This window comes from Sphingomonas panni (assembly GCF_022664435.1).
Lineage (GTDB): Bacteria > Pseudomonadota > Alphaproteobacteria > Sphingomonadales > Sphingomonadaceae > Sphingomonas > Sphingomonas panni.
Map to the genome: position 1 here is coordinate 877,113 of NZ_JAKREU010000001.1, position 19,230 is coordinate 896,342.

At 67.1% G+C, this 19,230-nt stretch carries 30 protein-coding genes; all 30 read left to right on the plus strand.

What is annotated here, in order from left to right:
- Positions 1-8 precede the first annotated feature (8 nt).
- The 30 genes from MF609_RS04375 (at position 9) to MF609_RS04520 (ending at position 19,230) form a co-directional block, all read left to right on the plus strand.
- A complete protein-coding gene (locus MF609_RS04375; RefSeq protein WP_242415061.1) occupies positions 9-965 on the plus strand; it encodes an AAA family ATPase in 957 nt (318 codons plus the stop codon).
- Entirely contained in the window at positions 962-1,165 is a 204-nt protein-coding gene (locus tag MF609_RS04380; protein ID WP_242415062.1) for a hypothetical protein, read from the plus strand. The genes MF609_RS04375 and MF609_RS04380 overlap by 4 nt, the downstream gene beginning before the upstream one ends.
- Positions 1,162-1,503, plus strand: a complete 342-nt coding sequence (locus MF609_RS04385; protein ID WP_242415063.1) for a helix-turn-helix domain-containing protein — start codon at positions 1,162-1,164, stop codon at positions 1,501-1,503. The genes MF609_RS04380 and MF609_RS04385 overlap by 4 nt, the downstream gene beginning before the upstream one ends.
- Positions 1,500-1,697 (plus strand): hypothetical protein, encoded by a 198-nt coding sequence (locus tag MF609_RS04390; protein WP_242415064.1) that lies wholly within the window; start codon positions 1,500-1,502, stop codon positions 1,695-1,697. Before MF609_RS04385 ends, MF609_RS04390 begins: the two co-directional genes overlap by 4 nt.
- Positions 1,694-2,395 (plus strand): gp16 family protein, encoded by a 702-nt coding sequence (locus tag MF609_RS04395; protein WP_242415065.1) that lies wholly within the window; start codon positions 1,694-1,696, stop codon positions 2,393-2,395. Before MF609_RS04390 ends, MF609_RS04395 begins: the two co-directional genes overlap by 4 nt.
- 148 nt (positions 2,396-2,543) lie before the next feature.
- Positions 2,544-2,921: a helix-turn-helix transcriptional regulator gene (locus MF609_RS04400; RefSeq protein WP_242415066.1), complete on the plus strand. Its 378-nt coding sequence runs from the start codon at positions 2,544-2,546 to the stop codon at positions 2,919-2,921.
- A gap of 54 nt (positions 2,922-2,975) precedes the next feature.
- Entirely contained in the window at positions 2,976-3,554 is a 579-nt protein-coding gene (locus tag MF609_RS04405; protein ID WP_242415067.1) for a glycoside hydrolase family 108 protein, read from the plus strand.
- Positions 3,551-3,925: a hypothetical protein gene (locus tag MF609_RS04410; protein WP_242415068.1), complete on the plus strand. Its 375-nt coding sequence runs from the start codon at positions 3,551-3,553 to the stop codon at positions 3,923-3,925. Before MF609_RS04405 ends, MF609_RS04410 begins: the two co-directional genes overlap by 4 nt.
- Positions 3,922-4,266, plus strand: a complete 345-nt coding sequence (locus MF609_RS04415) for a hypothetical protein (RefSeq protein ID WP_242415069.1) — start codon at positions 3,922-3,924, stop codon at positions 4,264-4,266. The genes MF609_RS04410 and MF609_RS04415 overlap by 4 nt, the downstream gene beginning before the upstream one ends.
- Positions 4,263-4,571, plus strand: coding sequence for a VpaChn25_0724 family phage protein (locus MF609_RS04420; RefSeq protein ID WP_242415070.1), 309 nt, complete (start codon positions 4,263-4,265; stop codon positions 4,569-4,571). Before MF609_RS04415 ends, MF609_RS04420 begins: the two co-directional genes overlap by 4 nt.
- A gap of 22 nt (positions 4,572-4,593) precedes the next feature.
- A complete protein-coding gene (locus MF609_RS04425; protein WP_242415071.1) occupies positions 4,594-4,743 on the plus strand; it encodes a hypothetical protein in 150 nt (49 codons plus the stop codon).
- Positions 4,744-4,747: 4 nt separating this feature from the next.
- Positions 4,748-5,038 carry a VpaChn25_0724 family phage protein gene (locus MF609_RS04430; protein ID WP_242415072.1) on the plus strand — a complete coding sequence of 97 codons (291 nt, stop codon included), beginning with the start codon at positions 4,748-4,750 and terminating at the stop codon, positions 5,036-5,038.
- Positions 5,038-5,307, plus strand: a complete 270-nt coding sequence (locus MF609_RS04435; RefSeq protein WP_242415073.1) for a hypothetical protein — start codon at positions 5,038-5,040, stop codon at positions 5,305-5,307. Before MF609_RS04430 ends, MF609_RS04435 begins: the two co-directional genes overlap by 1 nt.
- Positions 5,304-5,780, plus strand: a complete 477-nt coding sequence (locus MF609_RS04440) for a hypothetical protein (RefSeq protein WP_242415074.1) — start codon at positions 5,304-5,306, stop codon at positions 5,778-5,780. The genes MF609_RS04435 and MF609_RS04440 overlap by 4 nt, the downstream gene beginning before the upstream one ends.
- On the plus strand, positions 5,777-6,361 hold the full coding sequence (locus MF609_RS04445; RefSeq protein ID WP_242415075.1) for a phage protein Gp27 family protein: 585 nt from the start codon (positions 5,777-5,779) through the stop codon (positions 6,359-6,361). The genes MF609_RS04440 and MF609_RS04445 overlap by 4 nt, the downstream gene beginning before the upstream one ends.
- Entirely contained in the window at positions 6,358-8,040 is a 1,683-nt protein-coding gene (dnaG, locus tag MF609_RS04450; RefSeq protein WP_242415076.1) for a DNA primase, read from the plus strand. Before MF609_RS04445 ends, dnaG begins: the two co-directional genes overlap by 4 nt.
- Complete coding sequence (locus MF609_RS04455; RefSeq protein WP_242415077.1) at positions 8,037-9,845, plus strand: hypothetical protein; 1,809 nt, start codon at positions 8,037-8,039, stop codon at positions 9,843-9,845. The genes dnaG and MF609_RS04455 overlap by 4 nt, the downstream gene beginning before the upstream one ends.
- Entirely contained in the window at positions 9,842-11,425 is a 1,584-nt protein-coding gene (locus tag MF609_RS04460; RefSeq protein ID WP_242415078.1) for a DUF935 domain-containing protein, read from the plus strand. Before MF609_RS04455 ends, MF609_RS04460 begins: the two co-directional genes overlap by 4 nt.
- Entirely contained in the window at positions 11,412-12,677 is a 1,266-nt protein-coding gene (locus MF609_RS04465; protein ID WP_242415079.1) for a phage minor head protein, read from the plus strand. Before MF609_RS04460 ends, MF609_RS04465 begins: the two co-directional genes overlap by 14 nt.
- Positions 12,678-12,774: 97 nt before the next feature.
- Positions 12,775-13,266: a phage virion morphogenesis protein gene (locus tag MF609_RS04470; protein ID WP_242415080.1), complete on the plus strand. Its 492-nt coding sequence runs from the start codon at positions 12,775-12,777 to the stop codon at positions 13,264-13,266.
- A 73-nt stretch (positions 13,267-13,339) separates the two neighbouring features.
- The gene (locus MF609_RS04475) at positions 13,340-14,419 is read left to right on the plus strand and encodes a phage protease (protein ID WP_242415081.1); all 1,080 of its coding nucleotides are present in this window, start codon (positions 13,340-13,342) and stop codon (positions 14,417-14,419) included.
- A complete protein-coding gene (locus tag MF609_RS04480) occupies positions 14,416-14,787 on the plus strand; it encodes a hypothetical protein (protein WP_242415082.1) in 372 nt (123 codons plus the stop codon). Before MF609_RS04475 ends, MF609_RS04480 begins: the two co-directional genes overlap by 4 nt.
- Before the next feature lie 2 nt (positions 14,788-14,789).
- Positions 14,790-15,761, plus strand: coding sequence for a hypothetical protein (locus tag MF609_RS04485; protein WP_242415083.1), 972 nt, complete (start codon positions 14,790-14,792; stop codon positions 15,759-15,761).
- Entirely contained in the window at positions 15,758-16,537 is a 780-nt protein-coding gene (locus MF609_RS04490) for a hypothetical protein (protein WP_242415084.1), read from the plus strand. The genes MF609_RS04485 and MF609_RS04490 overlap by 4 nt, the downstream gene beginning before the upstream one ends.
- A complete protein-coding gene (locus tag MF609_RS04495; RefSeq protein ID WP_242415085.1) occupies positions 16,534-16,962 on the plus strand; it encodes a gp436 family protein in 429 nt (142 codons plus the stop codon). Before MF609_RS04490 ends, MF609_RS04495 begins: the two co-directional genes overlap by 4 nt.
- An 11-nt stretch (positions 16,963-16,973) precedes the next feature.
- Positions 16,974-17,393, plus strand: coding sequence for a phage tail terminator protein (locus tag MF609_RS04500; protein ID WP_242415086.1), 420 nt, complete (start codon positions 16,974-16,976; stop codon positions 17,391-17,393).
- Positions 17,390-17,572, plus strand: a complete 183-nt coding sequence (locus MF609_RS04505) for a hypothetical protein (protein WP_242415087.1) — start codon at positions 17,390-17,392, stop codon at positions 17,570-17,572. The genes MF609_RS04500 and MF609_RS04505 overlap by 4 nt, the downstream gene beginning before the upstream one ends.
- Positions 17,573-18,538, plus strand: coding sequence for a hypothetical protein (locus tag MF609_RS04510; protein ID WP_242415088.1), 966 nt, complete (start codon positions 17,573-17,575; stop codon positions 18,536-18,538).
- Positions 18,539-18,553: 15 nt separating this feature from the next.
- Entirely contained in the window at positions 18,554-18,883 is a 330-nt protein-coding gene (locus MF609_RS04515) for a phage tail assembly chaperone (protein WP_242415089.1), read from the plus strand.
- Positions 18,884-18,954: 71 nt separating this feature from the next.
- Positions 18,955-19,230 (plus strand): DUF1799 domain-containing protein, encoded by a 276-nt coding sequence (locus MF609_RS04520; protein ID WP_242415090.1) that lies wholly within the window; start codon positions 18,955-18,957, stop codon positions 19,228-19,230.

The following is a 19,230-nucleotide window of genomic DNA, read 5'->3' on the forward strand; positions in this document are numbered from 1 at the left end:
TGCGTACCATGATTAACCCCGAGAACCTACCGATCGACATCGAGGCCGAGCGCTCCTGGCTCAACAGCCACAAGCAGGCGACCAGCATGTCGTGGTCGCAGCTGGCCCCGCGCATCGGCGTGCCGCAGGGCACGCTCTCGCCGTTCGCGCTGGGGAGCTATGCCGGCGACAACGCCCGGATCGCGGAGACTGTCTATCGGTATCGCCAGACGCTGACCGCGCAGGCCGAACTGGCGATCGAACTGCCCGAGCCGCCGGACTTTTACGAGACGCCGACGTCGCGCCAGATCGGGACCATGCTGAAGATGGCGCAGCGCGGCCGGATGGTCGTCGTCGCGGGTGGTCCCGGCGCGTCGAAGACGAAGACGATCCGCCAGTATCAGTCGGCCATGGCGAACGTCTGGGTCGCGACGATGAAGCCGTCGACCGCCGGCGTGAACACCATGCAGCAGAAGGTGCTGGAGGCGATGGGCGAGATCGGCGCCAAGGGAACGCCGCTGGCGCTGTCGACGAAGATTGAATCGATCGTGCGCAACACCGGCGGACTGCTGATTATCGACGAGGCGCAGCACACGTCCGAACTGGCGCTGGAGGAAATTCGCGGCTGGCATGACGAAACCGGCGTGGGCATCGCGCTGGTCGGGAACGAGGACGTGCTGACCCGCCTGACTCTGGGCAACAAGCGCGACGCCTTTGCCCGGCTCGCCTCCCGCATTTCGCAACGGATGATCTTCAGCGGCCCGACGGATGCCGACGCCGTGGCGCTGGCCGAGGCATGGGGCGTCACGGAAGCGACCATGCAGGCGTTCATCGTCGACATCGCCCGCAAACCCGGCGGGCTGCGCACCTGTACCATGATGATGGAAACCGCCTGCATGTTGGCGGCCGGCGACGGCACCGCATTGGCGATCACGCATTTGCAGGACAGCTGGGCGCACCTTGCCGCGCAGCGGAGGGCGGCATGATCGCGCGCTTCGTTCGCCGGTTCGACCGATGGTCCGAACGCCATCCGGTGCTGTCATGGGCGTTCGCCATCGCGCTGGCGGGCGACGTCGCGTTCGTCCTCGCCGGCTGCACCCATCCCGATCCCGCGACCGTCGCCGAGTGTCAGGCGATCGACGCGGGCAACCCGGTGCATGTCGCGGAATGCGGGGCTGCGCGATGATCCACCAGCCTGTCCGCAAGCGGGAATATCGGCCGACCGTCCATCGTGCCAGTCGCCGTCATGCCGGCCGGATTGTCGAGCGTGCCGCATTTCACAGCGGCGTCAGCGCCCGCGCCATTCTCGGCCCCGATCGCGACCGCCCCGTTGCCGACGTTCGCGCCGCCTGCGCCTGGTTGATCCGGCGCATTGACGGACTTCCGCTTCAGCAGATCGCGCTGACGTTGGGCCGGATCGACCACACCACCGCGATGAACATGATCGCGACGGCCGAGCAGCTGCGCGACACCAACCCGTCGATCCGCCTGCTGATCGACCGCATCCTGGGAGAAGAGAAGTGAATAAGACGCGCAAGCCGCCCGCCGGTCCGTTCGTGGTCTGGTCCCCCGATGGTCCGACGCCGCCGAAGGTTCACCACCTCACCCACAAGTCCGCACACTACGCCGCCCATAAGCTGGCCGACGCGCACCCTGGGCAGCAGTTCATGGTGATGGTGCGATCGGGTGCGGTCATTGCTCGAAAGGTCGACGCATGAACGCCCCGGCCCGCAGGGCGACTTTCGCCCCGGACCCGCACCGCCGGGCGATGCTGGCGAAGGTCCACCTTGCGAAAAAGGAAATGGGGCTGGACGACGACACCTATCGCGGGGTGCTGCTGCGCGTTGCCAAGGTCGCCAGCGCCAAGGACTGCGACGATCGCCAGCTGGCGGCGGTCGTCGAGGACTTCAAGCGGCTGGGGTGGAAACAGTCGGCCCCGGCGGGGCGTGCGCCTCGCACGCGCGCCGCAACCCATCCCGTCGCGGCGAAGGCCCGCGCCCTGTGGATTTCGCTGCACCAGCTCGGCGCGATCGACGACCCATCCGAACGCGCGCTGGAGGCGTTCGCCAAGCGCCAATTGAAGGTCGAACGCCTGGCCTGGGCGGACCAGTCGCTGGGCTATCGTCTGATCGAGGCGCTGAAGGCGATGGCCGAGCGTCACGGCTGGGACCAGTCGACCGAGGGCGTGCTGCCGCAGAGCAAGACCATCACGTTAAAACGGCGGCTGGTCGAGGCGCTGCTGGCGAAGCTGAAGGCCGCCGGCCTCGCCCCGGCCGACTGGAGTACGCACCGCGCGGCGAAGGCGTTCGGCGGGATCGAGGGCTTTTCGCTGATCGTCGCACCGGAAAGCGTTCTGGACATGGTCGCCAAGGCGTTCGCCCGGACCCTGCGCGATCCGGCGGAGCATCTCCGGTGATAGGCTCGCGTCGCATCTGGACGAAAGAGGCGGTCTGGAAATCACAGCCTATTGTCGGGCCTAAACGCCGGCTCGATCCCCGCTGGCTATGCGTCCTTTGGTTCGCTGCCGGCGCGGCCGCTGCTGGTGGACTGGCGGTGCTGTTGAGATGAAGCGCCAGCAGGATCACTATGGCGAATTGCTCGAATTGCTCGGCCCGGTGGCGATGATCGCCTTGGCCGAGCGGTTCGGTGGCACGCGCCTGTTGATCCCGACCACGATGCACGCCGACCATGCGATCGCGGTGACGGTGGGGCTGGGTGCCGCTCGCCAGCTGTCGGACCGCATGGCGCCCGACGTCATCCACGTCCCGCTTGCGCGAGAACTGCGCGCGGCGCATTACCGCGCCCAGGGACAGTCCCATGCCCAGATCGCGCTTCGGCTGGGATTGACCGAAGGCGGGGTGCTGCGTCTATTGCGACGTGCCCAACGCAAGCCGGCACCGGACGAAGCGCCGCAACCGCTTCCGCTTTTCCCAGACGTCTGACGCTACCCAAGGGTAGCATGTCGCGGCATCGCGCACGCGACCACAACGGTCCGTATGAGCGGGCTTCCCAACATCGACGCGCTGGTCGCCGAGGTCATCGACCGCGAAGGCGGCTATGTGAACCATCCTGCCGACCGAGGCGGGCCGACCCGGTTCGGCATCACCGAACGGGTGGCGCGCGGCTTCGGCTATGCCGGATCGATGCAGTCGCTGCCGATGACGACGGCCGCCGTGATCTATCGCCGCATCTACTGGATCGATCCGCGGTTTGACGAGGTCGGCAAACGCTACCCAGCACTGGCGGCCGAACTGTTTGACATCGGCGTCAACATGGGACCGGCCGTCGCCGTCACCTTCCTCCAACGCGTGCTCAACGTCTATAATGCGGGCGGCACGTACTATCCCGACCTGGCCGTCGACGGCCATCTGGGCGCGATGACGCTGCGCGCACTCGACAGCTTCCGTCAGCGCCGGGGCGAGGCTGGCGGCAATGTCCTGTCGGCCAGCGTCTGGGCCTTGCGCGGTGCCCGCTACATTGAAATCTGCGAAGCCCGGCCGAGCCAAGAGGCATTCGCCTATGGCTGGATCGACCGCATGGTGGGCACGCTGAAGGCGTGGGTTGGCCGTGGATGACTGGCGTAATCGTCCTTCCCGGTCCGGAAGCTGTCGTGCTGTTCGGCGTGCATTTGAAGGTGCTGTCGGCGCTGTTCGGCGTCGTCGGCGTGTCATTGGGGCATCTGATGGCGCCGGTTGCACCTGCGCCGCTCGGCTGGAGGCGGCATTCGGCGGTGATCGCTGCCGGCGTCCTCTTGTCGGTCGGCATCACCATCGCCACCGGCCAGCGACCCTTGATGGTGCTGGGCTGGTCCATCGGTATCGGCTTCTCAGGCATCACCATTTTTCAGACCTGGGCGGCCCAGGCGGCAGCCGGCGCGAAGTCCCTAGGGCACGCTGCGCTCGACGAACTCACGCAGCGCATCGCCGCGCGCAAGGATAAGCCATGACGCTCTCGTACACTGACATCATCATTACCCTGGTCATTGTCGGCGTCGTCCTGTTCGCCGCGCACCGCATGGGTCAGACCAACCCGGTCGGCACCGGCAAGCTGTCGCGCCGCCTGTCGGCCGTGGAACTGAAGGTCGCCGACCAGGGGGAAAAGCTCGACCGGCAGGACCTGATGCTGAAGACGTTGGCGACAAGCGCCGCAGACACCGCGCGTGGCGTGGATGCCATGCGGGTCGAGCTGTCGGCCGATCGCGGGCTGACCGAACGGACATGGTCGGCGGTCGACCGGCTCCAGCATTTCTTCATCGAAGACGCGTTCAAGCGGAGGGGCGACCAGTGAGCGCCGCGAACTTCTACGACTACACCATGGGCCACGCCCGGCTCGCCGTTCTGCGCGCACTGGCCGAAGCGGTCCAGCACACTGCGAACGATAGCGTCCTGTCGATGGTCATGGACACGCTGGGCTTGCCGGTCACTCGCGACCAGCTCCGCACCCAACTGGGTTGGCTGGAGGAACAGGGGCTGATCCGTCTGGCACGCCCGACCGACAACCTGCTTGTCGCCTCGCTGCGTGAACGCGGTGCCGACGTGGCGATTGGCCGAGCGCATGTCGAGGGCATCCAGCGTCCGTCGCCGACCCGATAATTTCCACCTTAAGGAGACTGCTGTGAAGATCGATTTGAAGAAGCTGGGCGCGCAGGCGCTCAAGGTCGCCGCGCCGATCGCCGCCGCCGTGGTGGTCCAGAAGCTGACGACCGGCAAGGTCGACGTGGCCGGCGCGATCCGCAAGGCGATCCTCGACCGCTTGGCGGGCTGATCACATGTCGGACCCGATCGCCGCCGACGCGCGGCTGATGATCCTCCAGGAACTGGCGTTGCAGATCGACGGCCGGTCGAACGACCTCGTGCTGGATCGCGTCCTGTCCGCGTTCGGCGTCCGCCGGTCGCGCGACTGGCTGCGCACCCAGCTGCGGGCGCTGGTCGAGCTGGACGCGCTGCGTATCGAGACGGTGGGATCGGTAATGGTCGCCACCCTGCGCCAGGCTGGCCGCGACCATGTCGAACGCCGGACCGCAATCGAGGGCGTTGCCCGGCCAGCGGACGACCGCTGATGGCCCGCGCGCGTCGGCGCTCGGGCTGGCGCACGACGTCGCCCGATCCCGCCAAGATCGGCCCCATGCTGCGCGAGGCCGGCTTCGTCGGCAGCGATGCGGACCCAATCACGGTCCGCGCAAGCTTCGACGACGCCGGCCGGCCGCGCCGCATCCACGCGCAGTATGCGGACGGCTGGACGTGCGTCATGCACCTGTCGCTCGACCGCTCCTATTCGCTTAGCCAGTGCCTCCGGATGCGGGTCGCTGGCGGGAAGGTGTCGACATGACCGGACCGATTACCGAAGACTGGTTGAAGGAATCGGGGTTTCGCTGGAGCCAGTTCGATCGCCAGCCCGACAAGCATTGGACGCTTTGGCTAGGCTGGGCGATGGAGGACGGACCTTGCGTCGAGGACGTGGGGCTTGAGGTCGCGGCCGGCTTCGACGGCAAATGGTATTGCTGGCTTCGATCCGACACCGCGCACCGCTACTGCCGCTTCGTCCACATCCGACGCCTGCGCTGGCAGGAGGAATTGACCGACCTGATCGCAGCGATCGCTGGGCGACCGTTTGATCCGGCCGACGTGTTTTATGGGGGCCTACTGACAAAGGCGCGCGCCGATCGCCAGCGTGCTGAAGCCGACCGGCTGGATCGGGTCATGTTACGCGAGCATACTTGGTCGACCGATGGCGACGACGACACGCTTGGTGGCGCACGCGCCGAGCACCTGCCGCGTAACCAGCGGAGCAAGCCGGTATGACCGACCGTCGCCAGGGGCGAGGCCGGCTGTCGTCGATCGACCTGCTGCCCGATGATGCCGAACCGGACATCGTCTGGGCGCTGGAGGAACTGCGTGCGGGCAAGACGCTGCAAACCGACATCGTAGCCGAGTTCAATCGACGGCTGGTCGAACGCGGCATCGACCCGGTCAGCAAATCGGCGTTTGGCCGGTGGTCGCTGCGCAAGGCCGTCCAGTTCCGCCGCCTCGACGAAGTGCGCGCGATCACCGCCGACGTCGTCACCGGCCTGGGCACGGACGGCGCCGACGAAGTGACGGTCGCGATCGCCGAAATGCTGAAGGTCGCGATCTACGAGAATCTGGAAGGCGGCCTGGGGCCGAAGGCGGTCATGGAACTGTCGCAGGCGCTGAAGGCGACCGTGGCGGCGCAGAAGGCGTCGGCCGACTATCGGACCAAGCTGGAAGCGCAGGCCGATGCAAAGGCGCAGAAGAAGGTCGAGGAAGCGATGGATCGCGCGGGCGAGCAGCTGCGCGAGGCGGGCCTATCGGGCAACGTGGTTGCGCAGATTCGTCGCGACGTGCTGGGCGTCCGCTCCAAGTGACGCTGTCGCCGGCCTTCCTGGATGACGTGCGGTCGCGCACCTCGCTGTCGGCGCTGGTAGCGCGGACGGTGAAGCTTCAGCGCGTCGGGAACGAACATAAGGCGTGCTGCCCGTTCCACACCGAAAAGACGCCGAGCTTCTGGGTGAACGACGACAAGGCGTTCTACCATTGCTTCGGCTGCGGTGCGCATGGCGATGCCATCCGGTGGATGACCGACCAGCGCGGCCTGCCGTTCCTCGACGCCGTGCGCGAACTGGCGGCTGCCGCCGGGCTGGACATGCCAGCGGGCGACGATCGCGACCATGACCAGGCGAACGCGCTGCGCGATGTCGGGGAGGCTGCGGCGGCCTGGTTCGCGGCGCGCTTTGACGACGTGGAGGGGCGCGACGCGCGCGCGGCGCTGGACGCGCGTGGCATTCGGCCGGACACGGCGCGCGCGTTCGGCATCGGCTTCGCACCCGATGCGCGCGGGCGGCTGAAAGCGGCGCTGGGGAAGCATGGCGTGCCGGCGCTGGTGGCGTCGGGAATGCTGGTGTCGGTCGAGGGGAAAGAGCCGTACGACCGGTTCCGCGGCCGACTGATGATCCCGATCCGCGATGCACGCGGGCGGACGATCGCGTTCGGCGGCCGTGTCCTGGGCGCTGGCGAGCCGAAATATCTCAACTCCCCCGAGACGCCGCTGTTCGACAAGGGCCGGGCGCTGTTCAACATCGATCGCGCCCAGGTCGCGGCACGCAAGGTCGGCCGCGTCGTTGTGGTCGAAGGGTATCTCGACGTCATCGCGCTGGCGCAGGCCGGTATTGCCGAAGTGGTGGCGCCGCTCGGCACCGCGCTTACCGACGACCAGCTGCGGCTGCTCTGGCGCATGGCGGACGTGCCGATCCTTTGCTTCGACGGCGACGCTGCCGGGCGCAAGGCGGCGCGGCGCGCGGCAGAACGCGCGCTGCCGCTACTGACGCCGGGCAAGAGCGTCGCCATTGCCGCGCTGGCCGCAGGCATGGACCCCGACGATATGGTGCGCGCTCAGGGCGCGGCGGCGTTTGAACGCGTGCTGTCGACGCGCGAATCGCTGGCCGATTTCCTGTGCCGGTCGGCGTTCGATCAGCTCGCCGGTGGCGACACCGGTCCCGATCGGCGCGCGCAGTGCCAGGCCGAACTGCTGCGCCTGGCCGACACGATTGCCGACCCGATCATTCGGCGGGAATATGCCCGGACGTTTCGCGATCGGTGCTGGCAGCGCTTCGCCCCGGCACGTCGCGCGCAGCCGGTCGTGACGCGGCCCGATCCAGCGGCGGCGCTGCACCGCGCGGTTCTGGTCGGCCTGACGCTGTATCCCGACGTGCTGGCGCAGCATGTCGAGACGGTCCAGGCGCTGCCGTTCGCCGGTGACCTTGCCGACTGGCGCGACGCGCTGGTCGACGCGGCGGTCCTGGGTGAGCCGGCACCGCCGCCGCGTCAGCCCGCGACGCTGCCGTTCCGGTATTGCCGCCCCGGCGACGCGGATGGCGCTGCCGACCTCGCGGCGACGATCGCGCTGCTGGACCGCACCGCTGCGTCCGATCGCGCCATTGCCCAGGCCCAGTCCGCCGCGATCGACGGTGATGCCGATGCCGTCGCCCAGCTCCAACGCCTGCACGGCGACCGCCGCGCCCTTATCGAACCATGGACCGCCGAATGAGCATCGGGAAATCAATCTCCAATGTCGCAGCTGCGGTTGCCCTAGCGGGATCGCCGCCGGTCCTGGCACGCTCGCCGGACGGCCTGCCGCCGGAAATGCTGCGCGGATTCGAACTGCCCGAAGACCTCGACCCGCTGGCCGAGGGCATCCTGATGCGTCACCAGCTCGAATGGCTGGAGGACGATGCAGACCTGAAGCTGGGTGAGAAGGGCCGACGCACCGGCATCACCTTTGCCGAGGCGCTGGACGACACGCTGATCGCGGCGTCGGCGAAGTCGGCCGGCGGCGACAACGTGTTCTATATTGGCGATACCAAGGACAAGGGGCGCGAGTTCATCGGTTATGTCGCGCACTTCGCGCGGGTCGTCGCCAAGGAGCTGGTGGTCGTCGAAGAGTTCGTCTTCAAGGATCAGCGCGACGACGGCACGTCGCAGGATATCGCCGCGTACCGCTGCACGTTCGCCAGCGGGTTCCGCGTCGAGGCGCTGTCGTCCCGACCGGAGAACATTCGCGGTTTGCAGGGCGTCGTGGTGATCGACGAAGCGGCGTTCCACAAGGACGTCCGCGCGGTCCTGGACGCGGTTAACGCGCTACTGATTTGGGGCGGCCGCATCCGGGTCATCTCGACCCACAATGGCGTCCTGAACCCGTTTAACGAGCTGATCCGCGAAGCCAAGGCCGGCAAGGTGCCGTTCTCGCTCCACTTCATCCCGTTCCAGGCGGCGATCGACAACGGGCTGTTCCGGCGCGTCTGCCTGCTGAAGGGGCGCGAATGGTCGCAGGAGGCACAGGACGACTGGGAAGCGAAAATCCGCAACGCCTATGGCTCGCGGACCGCGCAGATGCGGCAGGAGCTGGACGCAATCCCGGCTGATGCCGAGGGCGCGGCGCTGACGCGCGTCGCGATCGAGGCTTGTGCGGTCCAGGGCGTGCCGGTGATCCGTTGGCTGGTGCCCGACGTCGCCAAGATGGCGTCAGAAGAAACCCGCAAGAAGCTGGTGGCGGATTTCTGCCGCGAGCATCTGGCCCCGATCCTCGCCGGGCTCGACGCCGATCGGCGGCACGATGTCGGGTCCGACTTCGCGCGCACCGGCGACGCTGCGGCGCTGGTCGTCAACGAGCTGGGCCGGGACCTGGTCCGCCGCGCGCGGTTCGTGCTGGAAATGCGCAACGTGCCGTTCGAGATGCAGCGCGATGTCATCTTCTACATCGGCGAACGGTTGCCGCGCTTCGGCCATGCCGCGTTCGATGCCGGTGGCAACGGCGCGTACATCGCCGAAGTCTGTCGGCAGAAATTCGGTGAGCGGGTCAGCGAGATCAAGCTGTCCCAGGCATGGTACGGCGCGAACAGCCCCGCCTATATCGAGGCGATCGGCGACCGCACCGTCACGCTGGCGGCCGACGAAGACATCGTCCGCGATCACCAGGCGCTGCAATATGTCGGCGGGATCGTCCGCGTGCCCGACGATATGCGCTACAAGGGCGAGGACGGCCTGACCCGCCACGGCGACGCGGCGATCGCCGGCATCCTTGCGTGGTTCGCATCGCGGCAGGCGGCTGCCGAATATGGCTATGAACCGGTGACTGTCGCCGCCGCCAGCCCGTTCGCCACCGGCGAAGAAACGGTCGGCCGGGGCTGGTGGCAGCCGCCGGTTGGCGGCCGGTTCGGCGGCTTCATCCGCGCCGCGGTGGATGCCGGTCGCCGTCTTGGAGCCATGGTTCCCGGCAAATTGCCGGGACCAGCCTTCTTAGACCTTCTTAACGCCTCTTACGGCAGCGATTACCCCCGAGGATCATACGCATGACCGGACTGGTCGATCAGCATGGCCGGTCGATCCGGCACGAGGCACTCAAGCGCGAGATCGCCGGGCCAACGACGTTCGGCCTGCGCAGCCCGATCGCGGGCTATCCGGGCGACGGCCTGAACCCGGTCCGCCTGGCCCAGATTCTCCGCGCGGCCGACCAGGGCGATCCGCAGCGCTATTTCGAGCTGGCCGAGCAGATCGAGGAACGCGACCTGCACTATCTTGGCGTGCTGGGCACTCGAAAGCGCGCTGTCTGCCAGATCGATATCACCATCGACGCGGCCTCCGATGACCCGGTCGACGTGGCGATCGCCGATATGGTGCGCGACTGGGTGAAGCGCGACGAACTGGCCGACGAGATGTTCGACATTCTTGACGCCGTCGGCAAGGGCGACAGCTTCACGGAAATCGTCTGGGACACTAGCGAAGGCCAGTGGCAGCCCATGCGACTTGAGCGCGTCGACCAGCGCTGGATCGAATATGACCGGCGCGACGGGAAGACGCCGTTGCTACGCGGTGGCGAGAGTGGGCACGGTCAGTCGATCCCGCTCGAACCTTTCAAGTTCATCCGCCACACCGTGCGGGCGAAGTCGGGCCTGCCGGTGCGGTCCGGCATCGCCCGCGTCGCGGCCTGGTCGTGGATGTTCAAGGCGTTCACGCTGCGGGACTGGGCGATCTTCGCGCAAACCTACGGGCAGCCGGTCCGCATCGGCAAGTTCGACAGCGCCGCCAGCCAAGAGGACCGCGACACCTTGTGGCGCGCAGTCGCCAATATCGCGGGCGACTGCGCAGCGATCGTGCCGAAGGGCATGGAAATCGAGTTCATTGAAACGTCCAACCTGGGCGCGGGATCGGACCTGTACGAACGTCGCGCGGACTGGCTCGACCGGCAAGTGTCGAAGGCGGTACTGGGGCAGACCGGTACTACCGACAGCAAGGCCGGCGGCCTGGGCGACGGTGGCAACCGTGTTCACAATGATGTCCGGGAGGACATTGAGCGCAGCGACTGCAAAGGCGTCGCCAGCACTCTGAACCGCGATTTGATCCGTCCTTGGGTGATCCTCCAGTACGGGCCGCAGAAGCGCTATCCCCGGATGCGCATCGAGCGGCCGGAAGCTGAAGACCTTTCGCGGCTGGCGACGTCGCTCAAGGATTTGGTCCCCCTTGGCCTGAAGGTGAAGATGGCGGAGATTCGGGAGAAGTTCGGGTTGACCGAACCGGCGGCCGATGACGAGCTGCTGATGCCCGCGCCGCCACCGACCCCGCCGCTGCTGACGCAGCCTCCAATCCGCCCAGCCTTGCCGGCACCAGCGATGGCCCTTCAGTCGGCGCAGCCCGCGCGGGTATCGCCAGCATCGGCGACGGCTGACCGGTTGGCCTTGGAGGGGGAAGCCGACATGCGCGCGTGGATGCAGCAGCTCGCCCAAATGATGCAGTCGGCGACTTCGCTGCCCGAGCTGCGCGAGATGATAGTGTCGGCCTTTCCGGCGCTGGAAGCTGACGCGCTGATCGAGCGCATGTCGGTCGGGTTCGGCGCGGCTGCTGCGGCAGGACTGGCAGCGGCAGATGGGCGTGGCTGATCCGGTCGGTATGCCGGCCGGGTTCTTTCGACGGCCGTTCGGCCAGCAGGTCGCGTTCTTTCGGCAAAAGCTCGGCCGGCTGGTCCCGACCGCACGCTGGGACGACCTGCTGGGTGCGCAGCACGATTCAGCGTTCGTCGTCGCGGGCGCTATGAAGGCCGACCTGCTGGCCGACCTCGCAGCGTCGGTCGACCGCTCGATTACCGAGGGCAAGAGCCTCGACGCGTTCCGCAAAGACTTCAACGCTGCTGTCGATCGCCACAACTGGCACGGCTGGACGGGCGAGGAAACGAAGGGCGGCCGAGCGTGGCGAACCCGCACGATATACCGGACCAACGCCAGCGTCAGCTATGCCGCCGGCCGTCGCGCCCAGTTGGTCGCGGGCAATTTTGCATTCTGGGTCTACCGTCATGGCGGGTCGCTGGAACCGCGCCCAGAGCATCTGGCCTTCGACGGGATCGCGCTTCCCCCCGACCATCCGTTCTGGGAAAAGTTCTACCCGCCGAGTGACTGGGGCTGTTCCTGCTACGTCATTGGTGCGCGCAGCGCTGCCGGCATCCGGCGTCTGGGCGGCGATCCCGACAAGCGGTTGCCGGACGATTGGGACAAGATCGTGCCGGCGACCGGCGAACCCGCCGGCATCGGCAAGGGATGGGGTCATGCGCCGGGTGCGACGATTCCACCATCGACCTGGGCGGCGGCCGAAAAATTGCGGCACTGGGATTACGCGATCGGCAAGGCGTTCCTGGGCGAACTGCCCGACGCAGCGCGAGATAGCCTGTCCACCGCCTATCGCAGCTTGCCTTCGGTGGCCGACGATGCCCGGCGATACGCGCGACGGGCGCTGGGCGATGGTGGCGAAGCCGTGGTGCAGCCGACGTGGACGCTGGGCGCGGTGCGCAGCGATCAAGCCGCCGCTTTTGCCGATCACTTCGGCACCGACACCAAGGCGTTTGATTTCTCAATGGACCGATTCGCCATCGAGCATGTTCGCGAACAGCACGGCAATGCGAAGTCTGAAGCCGCGCGCGGGCAGCTCGCCATCGATGCCGGCGATTATGCGATCCTGCCCGATATCATCAATTACGGGCGGCCGGCACCGGCTGGAGTGTCGAAGCGGACCGGAAACCCACTGGTCGCGATCGCCTATCGCATGGGTCGGATCGAATATGTCGCGGTTTTCGAGCTGCGGAAGGGCAAGCGGACGTTGGCGCTGCAAACCTTCTACGCACGGGGATCGGGGGCGGAATGATTGGATGCTTGCCGACAACCCCGCCTGAAGCGTCCAAGACGTACCCGGTTATGGGCCGGGCGGCCGATGCTGACCGGCAAGCGATCGGTATTTACGCATGATAAAGATCGAGTTCAATGCCGCGCCGATCTTCCGTAGCCTCGAACAAGCGCAGGCGAAGCTAGCGGACATGACGCCGCTGTATCAGGACATCACCGAATACATGGTCACGTCTACCCGTGACCGGTTCAAGCTTGGCACCGATCCCGAAGGCAAGAAGTGGGCGCCGAAGAAACCGGCGACGATCGCGCGCTACGAGGCGCGCGGCGACGGGATTAAGCGTGACCCACTGATCGGTCCATCTGGTCGGTTGTCCCGAGAGATCATCGGCATCTCGACGCGGGCATCATCGGAAATTGGATCTTCGCTCGAATATTCGGGCGTGATGCAGAACGGTGCTGCGCGGGGGGCTTTCGGCCGGTCGCAACGCGGCGGTCCTATCCCGTGGGGAACGATCCCGGCGCGCGTTTGGCTCGGCATTTCGCCTGCCAACGAGCGCGATATCCTTGCCATCGTTGATGAGTATCTGGCCGAAATCGTCGACGACTGATAGGCAGGACCTCCCGGCGCTGACCTGATCGCGCCGGATGCTACCGGAGGGTAGCATGTTTGGGCCGACTAGCATGGCCCACAACGGCGGCATGAGCCGCGCCGCGCCCGTCCTGTGTTCCGCAATTGACCTGCCCACTGGTGGCGTCCCCGAATGGGTGCATGTCCTGCCGACGACGGCGCGCACGGTCGACGGGCGCGGTCCCTATCGTATCGACGATGCCGCCGCGCTGATGTCCGCGTCGCTCCCTGTCGGGGGCAAGCTGGTGCTGGACGAATGCCACGCCACCGACCTCGCGACACCGACCGGCGGCGCGGCACCGGCGCGCGGGTGGATCGTCGCGCTGCAATCGCGCGACGACGGCATCTGGGGCCGGGTCGAATGGACCGGCACCGGCCGCCAGATGATCGAGGATCGCCAGTATCGCGGCGTGTCGCCGGTCATCACGCACCGCAAGGACGGGACCGTCACTGGCATCCTGCGCGCCAGTCTCACCAATACCCCGAACCTGACCGGCATGGTCAGCCTGCATCACCAAACGGAGAACGACATGGACCTGCGTCAAGCGCTGGCCGAGCTGCTGAAGCTCGGCGGCGACGCGGATGATGCGGCGATCCTCGCCGCGATCCGCACGAAGATGGGCGACGGGGGCGATGCCGCCGCCGTCGCCCTGCAATCGGCGCTGAAGCCGATCGCACTCGCGGCTGGCCTAGCCGAGGATGCCGACGCGGCAGCAGTGCTGGCGGGCGTTCAGCAGCTGGCCGGCGGCGACGACAACGTCACCGCGCTACAGTCGGAGATCGTCGGGCTGACCGGCAAGATCGCCGCGCTGGAAACCGAGGGTAAGCGCACCGCCGCGACAGCCTTCGTCGACGCCGCAATCGCCGCCGGCCGCGTCGGTGTGCGGGCCGCGCGCGACGAATACATCGCGCTCCAGATGGCCGAACCGGCCCGCGCCGGAAAACTGATCGCCGCCATGCCGATCGTCGCGCCGGGCAAGATCGTGAAGGGCGACGCACCCGAGGGGCAGGAGCAGAACCCGGCGCTGCTCGCCTCCAGGGGCTCCGCTTACCAGAAGAAGCTGGCTGCCGAGGGCCAGGAAATCAGCTTCGCTGCCGCCGTGCGCGCCGTTTCCGAGGGGAAGGACAAGTGATCCGGGGTCTGACCCGCAGCTACGAGGCTATTGCCTCGATCGCCGCGTACCGCATCGTTGCGTTCGGCGACGCCGCAAACAACAACAAGATCGTTACCGCTTCGGCGGCCACCCAGCCGTTGGCGGGCACCACCGGCCAGTTGGGTGGTCCCGCTGGCGCGATGGTCGACGTCGCCAAGGAAGCGATCCCGCAGGTTCAGCTGGGCGGCCCGGTCGGTGCCGGCGACCCTCTGACCTCCAACGCAGTTGGCAAGGCAATCAAGGCGACGGTCGCCGGTCAGCGGATCATCGGCTTCGCCGAACAGCCCGGCGTCGCCGACGACATCATCGATTATATCAGCGCGCCCGGCGTGCTTGGGGGAGTGTAACCATGGAACGTCCTTTCGTCGTCGATCCCGTCCTTACCGGGATCGCGATCGGCTATCGCAACGCCGCGAACAGTTACATCGCCGACGAGGCGCTGCCCCGCGTCCCGGTCACCGGTGAGAAGTTCAAGTGGACCGAATACCCCATTTCGGAGTCGTTCAACGTCCCCGATGGACGGGTCGGTCGCACCGGACAGGTTCCGCAGCTGGAGTTCGGCGGGTTCGAGCGCACCGCGTCCGTCGAGGATTACGGTTTCGACGCGCCGATCCCCAACAGCGATATCGAGGCCGCGCAAAAGGCCCGAGAGGCAGGCCTGTCGAACCACGATCCCGAGGGCCATGCGGTGATGAGCATCACCGACACCCTCGCCAACATCCGTGAGTTGCGGGTGGCGGCGATCATGCACAGCCCGGCGACCTATGCACCGACCCGCCGCGTCCAGTTGACCGCCAGCACCGCGCGGTTCGACGACTATGCCAACTCCGACCCGATCGGCGTGCTGAAGGCGGCGTTCGACGCAACGCTGGTCAAGCGGCCGAACCAGGCGGCGATGGGCCGTGCCCTGTGGAGCAAGCTCAGCTCGCACCCCAAGCTGGTGAACGCCGTGAAGGGGAACTTGACGAACCAAGGCGTCATCACACCCGAACAGTTCGTTGAGCTGTTCTCGGGCGAAGGGCTCAAGAAGCTGCTGATCGGCGACGCTTGGTTCAACGCGGCGCGGCCGGGCCAACCGGCGTTGCTGCGTCGGGCCTGGGGCAACCATATCTCGCTGGCCCATATCGATCCGATCGCAACGCCGGAGTCCGGCGGCATCACGTTCGGTATGACCGCCCAGTACGGCACCAAGATCGCCGGCCGGATCGAGGATCAGGACGTCGGCCTGACCGGCGGTATCCGCATCCGCACCGGTGAGCGGGTCAAGGAACTGGTGGTCGCGCAGGACGTCGGCTTCCTGATCCAGGACGCTATGTTGTGACGCGGGCCGATAGCAACCGGCGCGGTCGCCGCACCACCGCCACCGGAGCCGCGATCGTCGCGGCAGCCGAGATCGCGGTCGAGGCCGATGCAGCCGCGACAACGCGCGAAGCCGAGGCGGCGACGCCGGACACCGCCGCCGGTGCGGCGGTCGTCGCGGCGGCCGAAGTCGCCGGGGAAGTCGCTGCTGGAGAAGCCGAGGCGTCGGCCGAGCGTGTCGCGGAAGCGATCACGCCGGCCGACCCGGTGGTCGCGATCGATGCCGCGTCCGTTGTCGCCCCGGCGGTCGAGCCGTCGCCTTCGCCCGTGGCACCCGCCCCGATCGATCCCTTTCCTACTCGAAAGCACGATATGTCGAATCAGGAACAATCGCCCGCCAACGTATCCGGCACGGAAGAAGGCATCGACCTGTTGTCGGGGGCATTCTCCGTCACCGACATCGCCACGGCGCTGCGGCGTGCCCAGCTGGCTGATCCGGACCAGGTTGCGCTGCTGCGGGAAGCTCTCGCGGCGATCGGCCCCGCCGACGCGGCCCCGATCCACGCACCAGAGCCGGCCACGCCCGGCCTGGACGGCCTGTTTGGCAACGTGTCGTACGGCCGGACGGCAACCGCGCCGCTGGGAAGCGTTCGTCGTTTCCGCTTGGTCAGCCCCATCATCGACGGTGACGGCGGCGTGCCGGCCGGTGAATGGGTGAAGGCCGACCGCGACTATCACGCGCTGCTCCTCGCTGGCCTGTCGGTCGACGTCGACTGGGACGGGGGCTTGCCCCTGTGACCTATGCCACGCCGGCCGACCTGACCGAGCGGTACGGGATGGACCTGTTGGTCCAGCTCGCCGATCGCGGCAGCGTGCCGACCGGCGTGGCAGATTCTGTCGTCGTCACCAAGGCGCTGACCGGCGCGGACGCGACGATCGATGCGGCGCTGTCCGTCCGGTACAGCCTACCGCTGGCGAGCGTGCCGGAAGTCGTCGTCGACATCGCGCTGGCGATCGCGATCTACAAGCTACACCGGTTCGAAGCGTCCAAGAAGATCGAGGACGAGTACGCCCAGGCGCTCAAGGACCTCGACGCTATCGCGGCCGGTCGGCGCAAGCTGGACGTCGCCGGGATCGAGCCGAAGACCAGCGGCTCGGGCGGCGTGGTCACCAATGACCGGCCGCGCGACATGACGCCCGACAACCTGCGCGGCTTCGTCTGATGCTGGGACGGTTGGCGGAGCTGGTCGGGGGCGTGGCGGGCCTGAAAGGGCGCGTGCACAGCGCGGCGAAGCTGGCGCAGCTGCGGCAGCAAGGCCAGCTCTTGCAGGTCTGCCCGGCGGCGTTCGTCCTGCCGACCGGCCTGCGCGCCGGGCGACCGGATGCCGCCGCCGGCCTGTTCCGCCAGCCGGTTGAATGGTTCGAATCGGTGGTTCTGGCGGTGCGTGCTGCCGGCGACGCCACCGGTGCCGCCGCGCTGACGCAGATCGAGCCGCTTATCATTGCCACGATCGAAGCCGTCGCCGGTGTCGAGCATCCCGACCGTATCGGCACATACGCGCTGGCGAGCGGGGACCTGCTGTCCCTCGATGCCGGCCTTCTCATCTACCAGCTCGATTTCACGATCGACGATCAATTGAGGATCGCACGTTGACCCGCAAATCCACCACGTCACCCGCGCCTGCGGACGCTGCCGTCAAACTGGCGGTGCCCGCAACCGGCGGCAGTTTCGAGCGCCAGCCGGATGGCTCGCTGAAGCGCCTAAACGACATCGTCGAGGATGTTGCCGAACCGGCTGACGGCCAGCCGGCCGACGAAGGAAAGGACGCGTAAATGGCTATTCAGAAGCCGATTTCGTGGGCGTCGAAGATCATCTTGGTAAAGCCCGAGGCACTCAACGCCTATGGCGTCGACGTCAATCCGACCGGTGCCGCGAACGCAATGCTGCTGACCGACGTGACCTTCCAACCGATGGTTGCGGATGGCGTCAGTCGCAACCTCGACCGCGCGAAAATGGGCGCGCAGGAAGAGGTCCCGACCGGGCTGCGCGCGACCCTGTCCGGCCAGTTCGAGATGGTCGGGTCGGGCACGCTCGGGGTCGCGCCGGCATGGTCGCCGATCATGCGCGCGCTGGGCGTGGTCGAGGTTATCACCCCCAACACGAATGGCGACGGCAAGGTCGAATATCATCCGGTCAGCGACGATCACGAAAGCGCGTGCTGCTACATCCAGATTGGCATGACGCTGCACAAGCTGCTGGGCGGGCGCGGCACCGGGCAGGTATCGATGAACGCGCAGGGTATCCCGGTCTGCCGGTTCACCCTCACGTTCCTGTTCACCCAGCCGGTCGAAGCGGCACGGCCGACCGTCGACCAGTCGAAGTGGCAGAAGCCCGAGGTGGTCACCGCGCGCAACACGCCTGTGTTCAAGATTGCCGGCCTCGACTTCGCGATGCGCAGCTACACGCTCGACCTCGCGTGCGACGTCCAGCCGCGGATGCTGGTCGGCGTCGAGCGCATCCTGATCGTCGACCGCAACGAAACGCTCGCCTGCACCGTCGAGGCGGTCCCGGTCACCTATTACAATCCGTACCAACGGGCTGAACAGCTGACCCCGACGACGGTGTCGATCGAGCATGGGAAGATCGAGGGCCGGCGCGTGAAGATCGATGTGACCAACGGGTCGCAGAAGTCGCCCGGCTCGATCGAGAACCAGCAGAAGGTCGCCGAATGGCCGCTGATGTTCTCCGTCCTGCCCGGCGCGGCCGGCGACGATCAGTGGAAAATCACCCTTACCTGACCTGAAGGACCTGCAATGTTCGTCGCTGACCCCAACCCGACCTTCACACACGAAGTTACCGCCCGCGTCCCCGTCAACGGCGGTTACGAGGAACAGAAGTTCAAGGTGACCTACCGCGTCCTGACCGACGAGCAACTGGGCGCATTCGACCTGAACGACAACGGGTCGGCCGCCGCCTTCCTGCGCCAGGCTGTGACGGGCCTGGATGACATCGCGGGGGCAGACAAAAAGGCGCTGCCGTATTCGGACAACCTTCGCGACCAGATCATCGGTCTGCCCTATGCGCGCGTCCCAATGGTCCGCGGCTATTTCGAAGCCGTCTATCCGGCCCGCCTGGGAAACTGAAGGTCGCCGCCACCCACTGGGCAGGCGGCGGTCCCGCTGACCTGTCCAGTGCGGCCGACGATGCCGCCGCGATGGGACTGGACGTGGTGGCGGCGGCGATCGCCGAGACAAAACCGAAGGGGTTCGCGGTTTGGGCGGCGAACATGGTCATCGTCGACGCCTTCGCCGCCGTATCGACGCAGTGGCGGACGGTCTCGATCCCCGATGGCATCTACTGGGTAGGATTGGATTACGTGGGCGCAAAGGTCGGCCTCGACAACCAGGACATCACGCTGACGCATCGCCAGTGGGGCGAGCTGCGCGTGATGGAGCGCGCCGCCCTTCGCCAGCTGAACACCGGCGGCTGA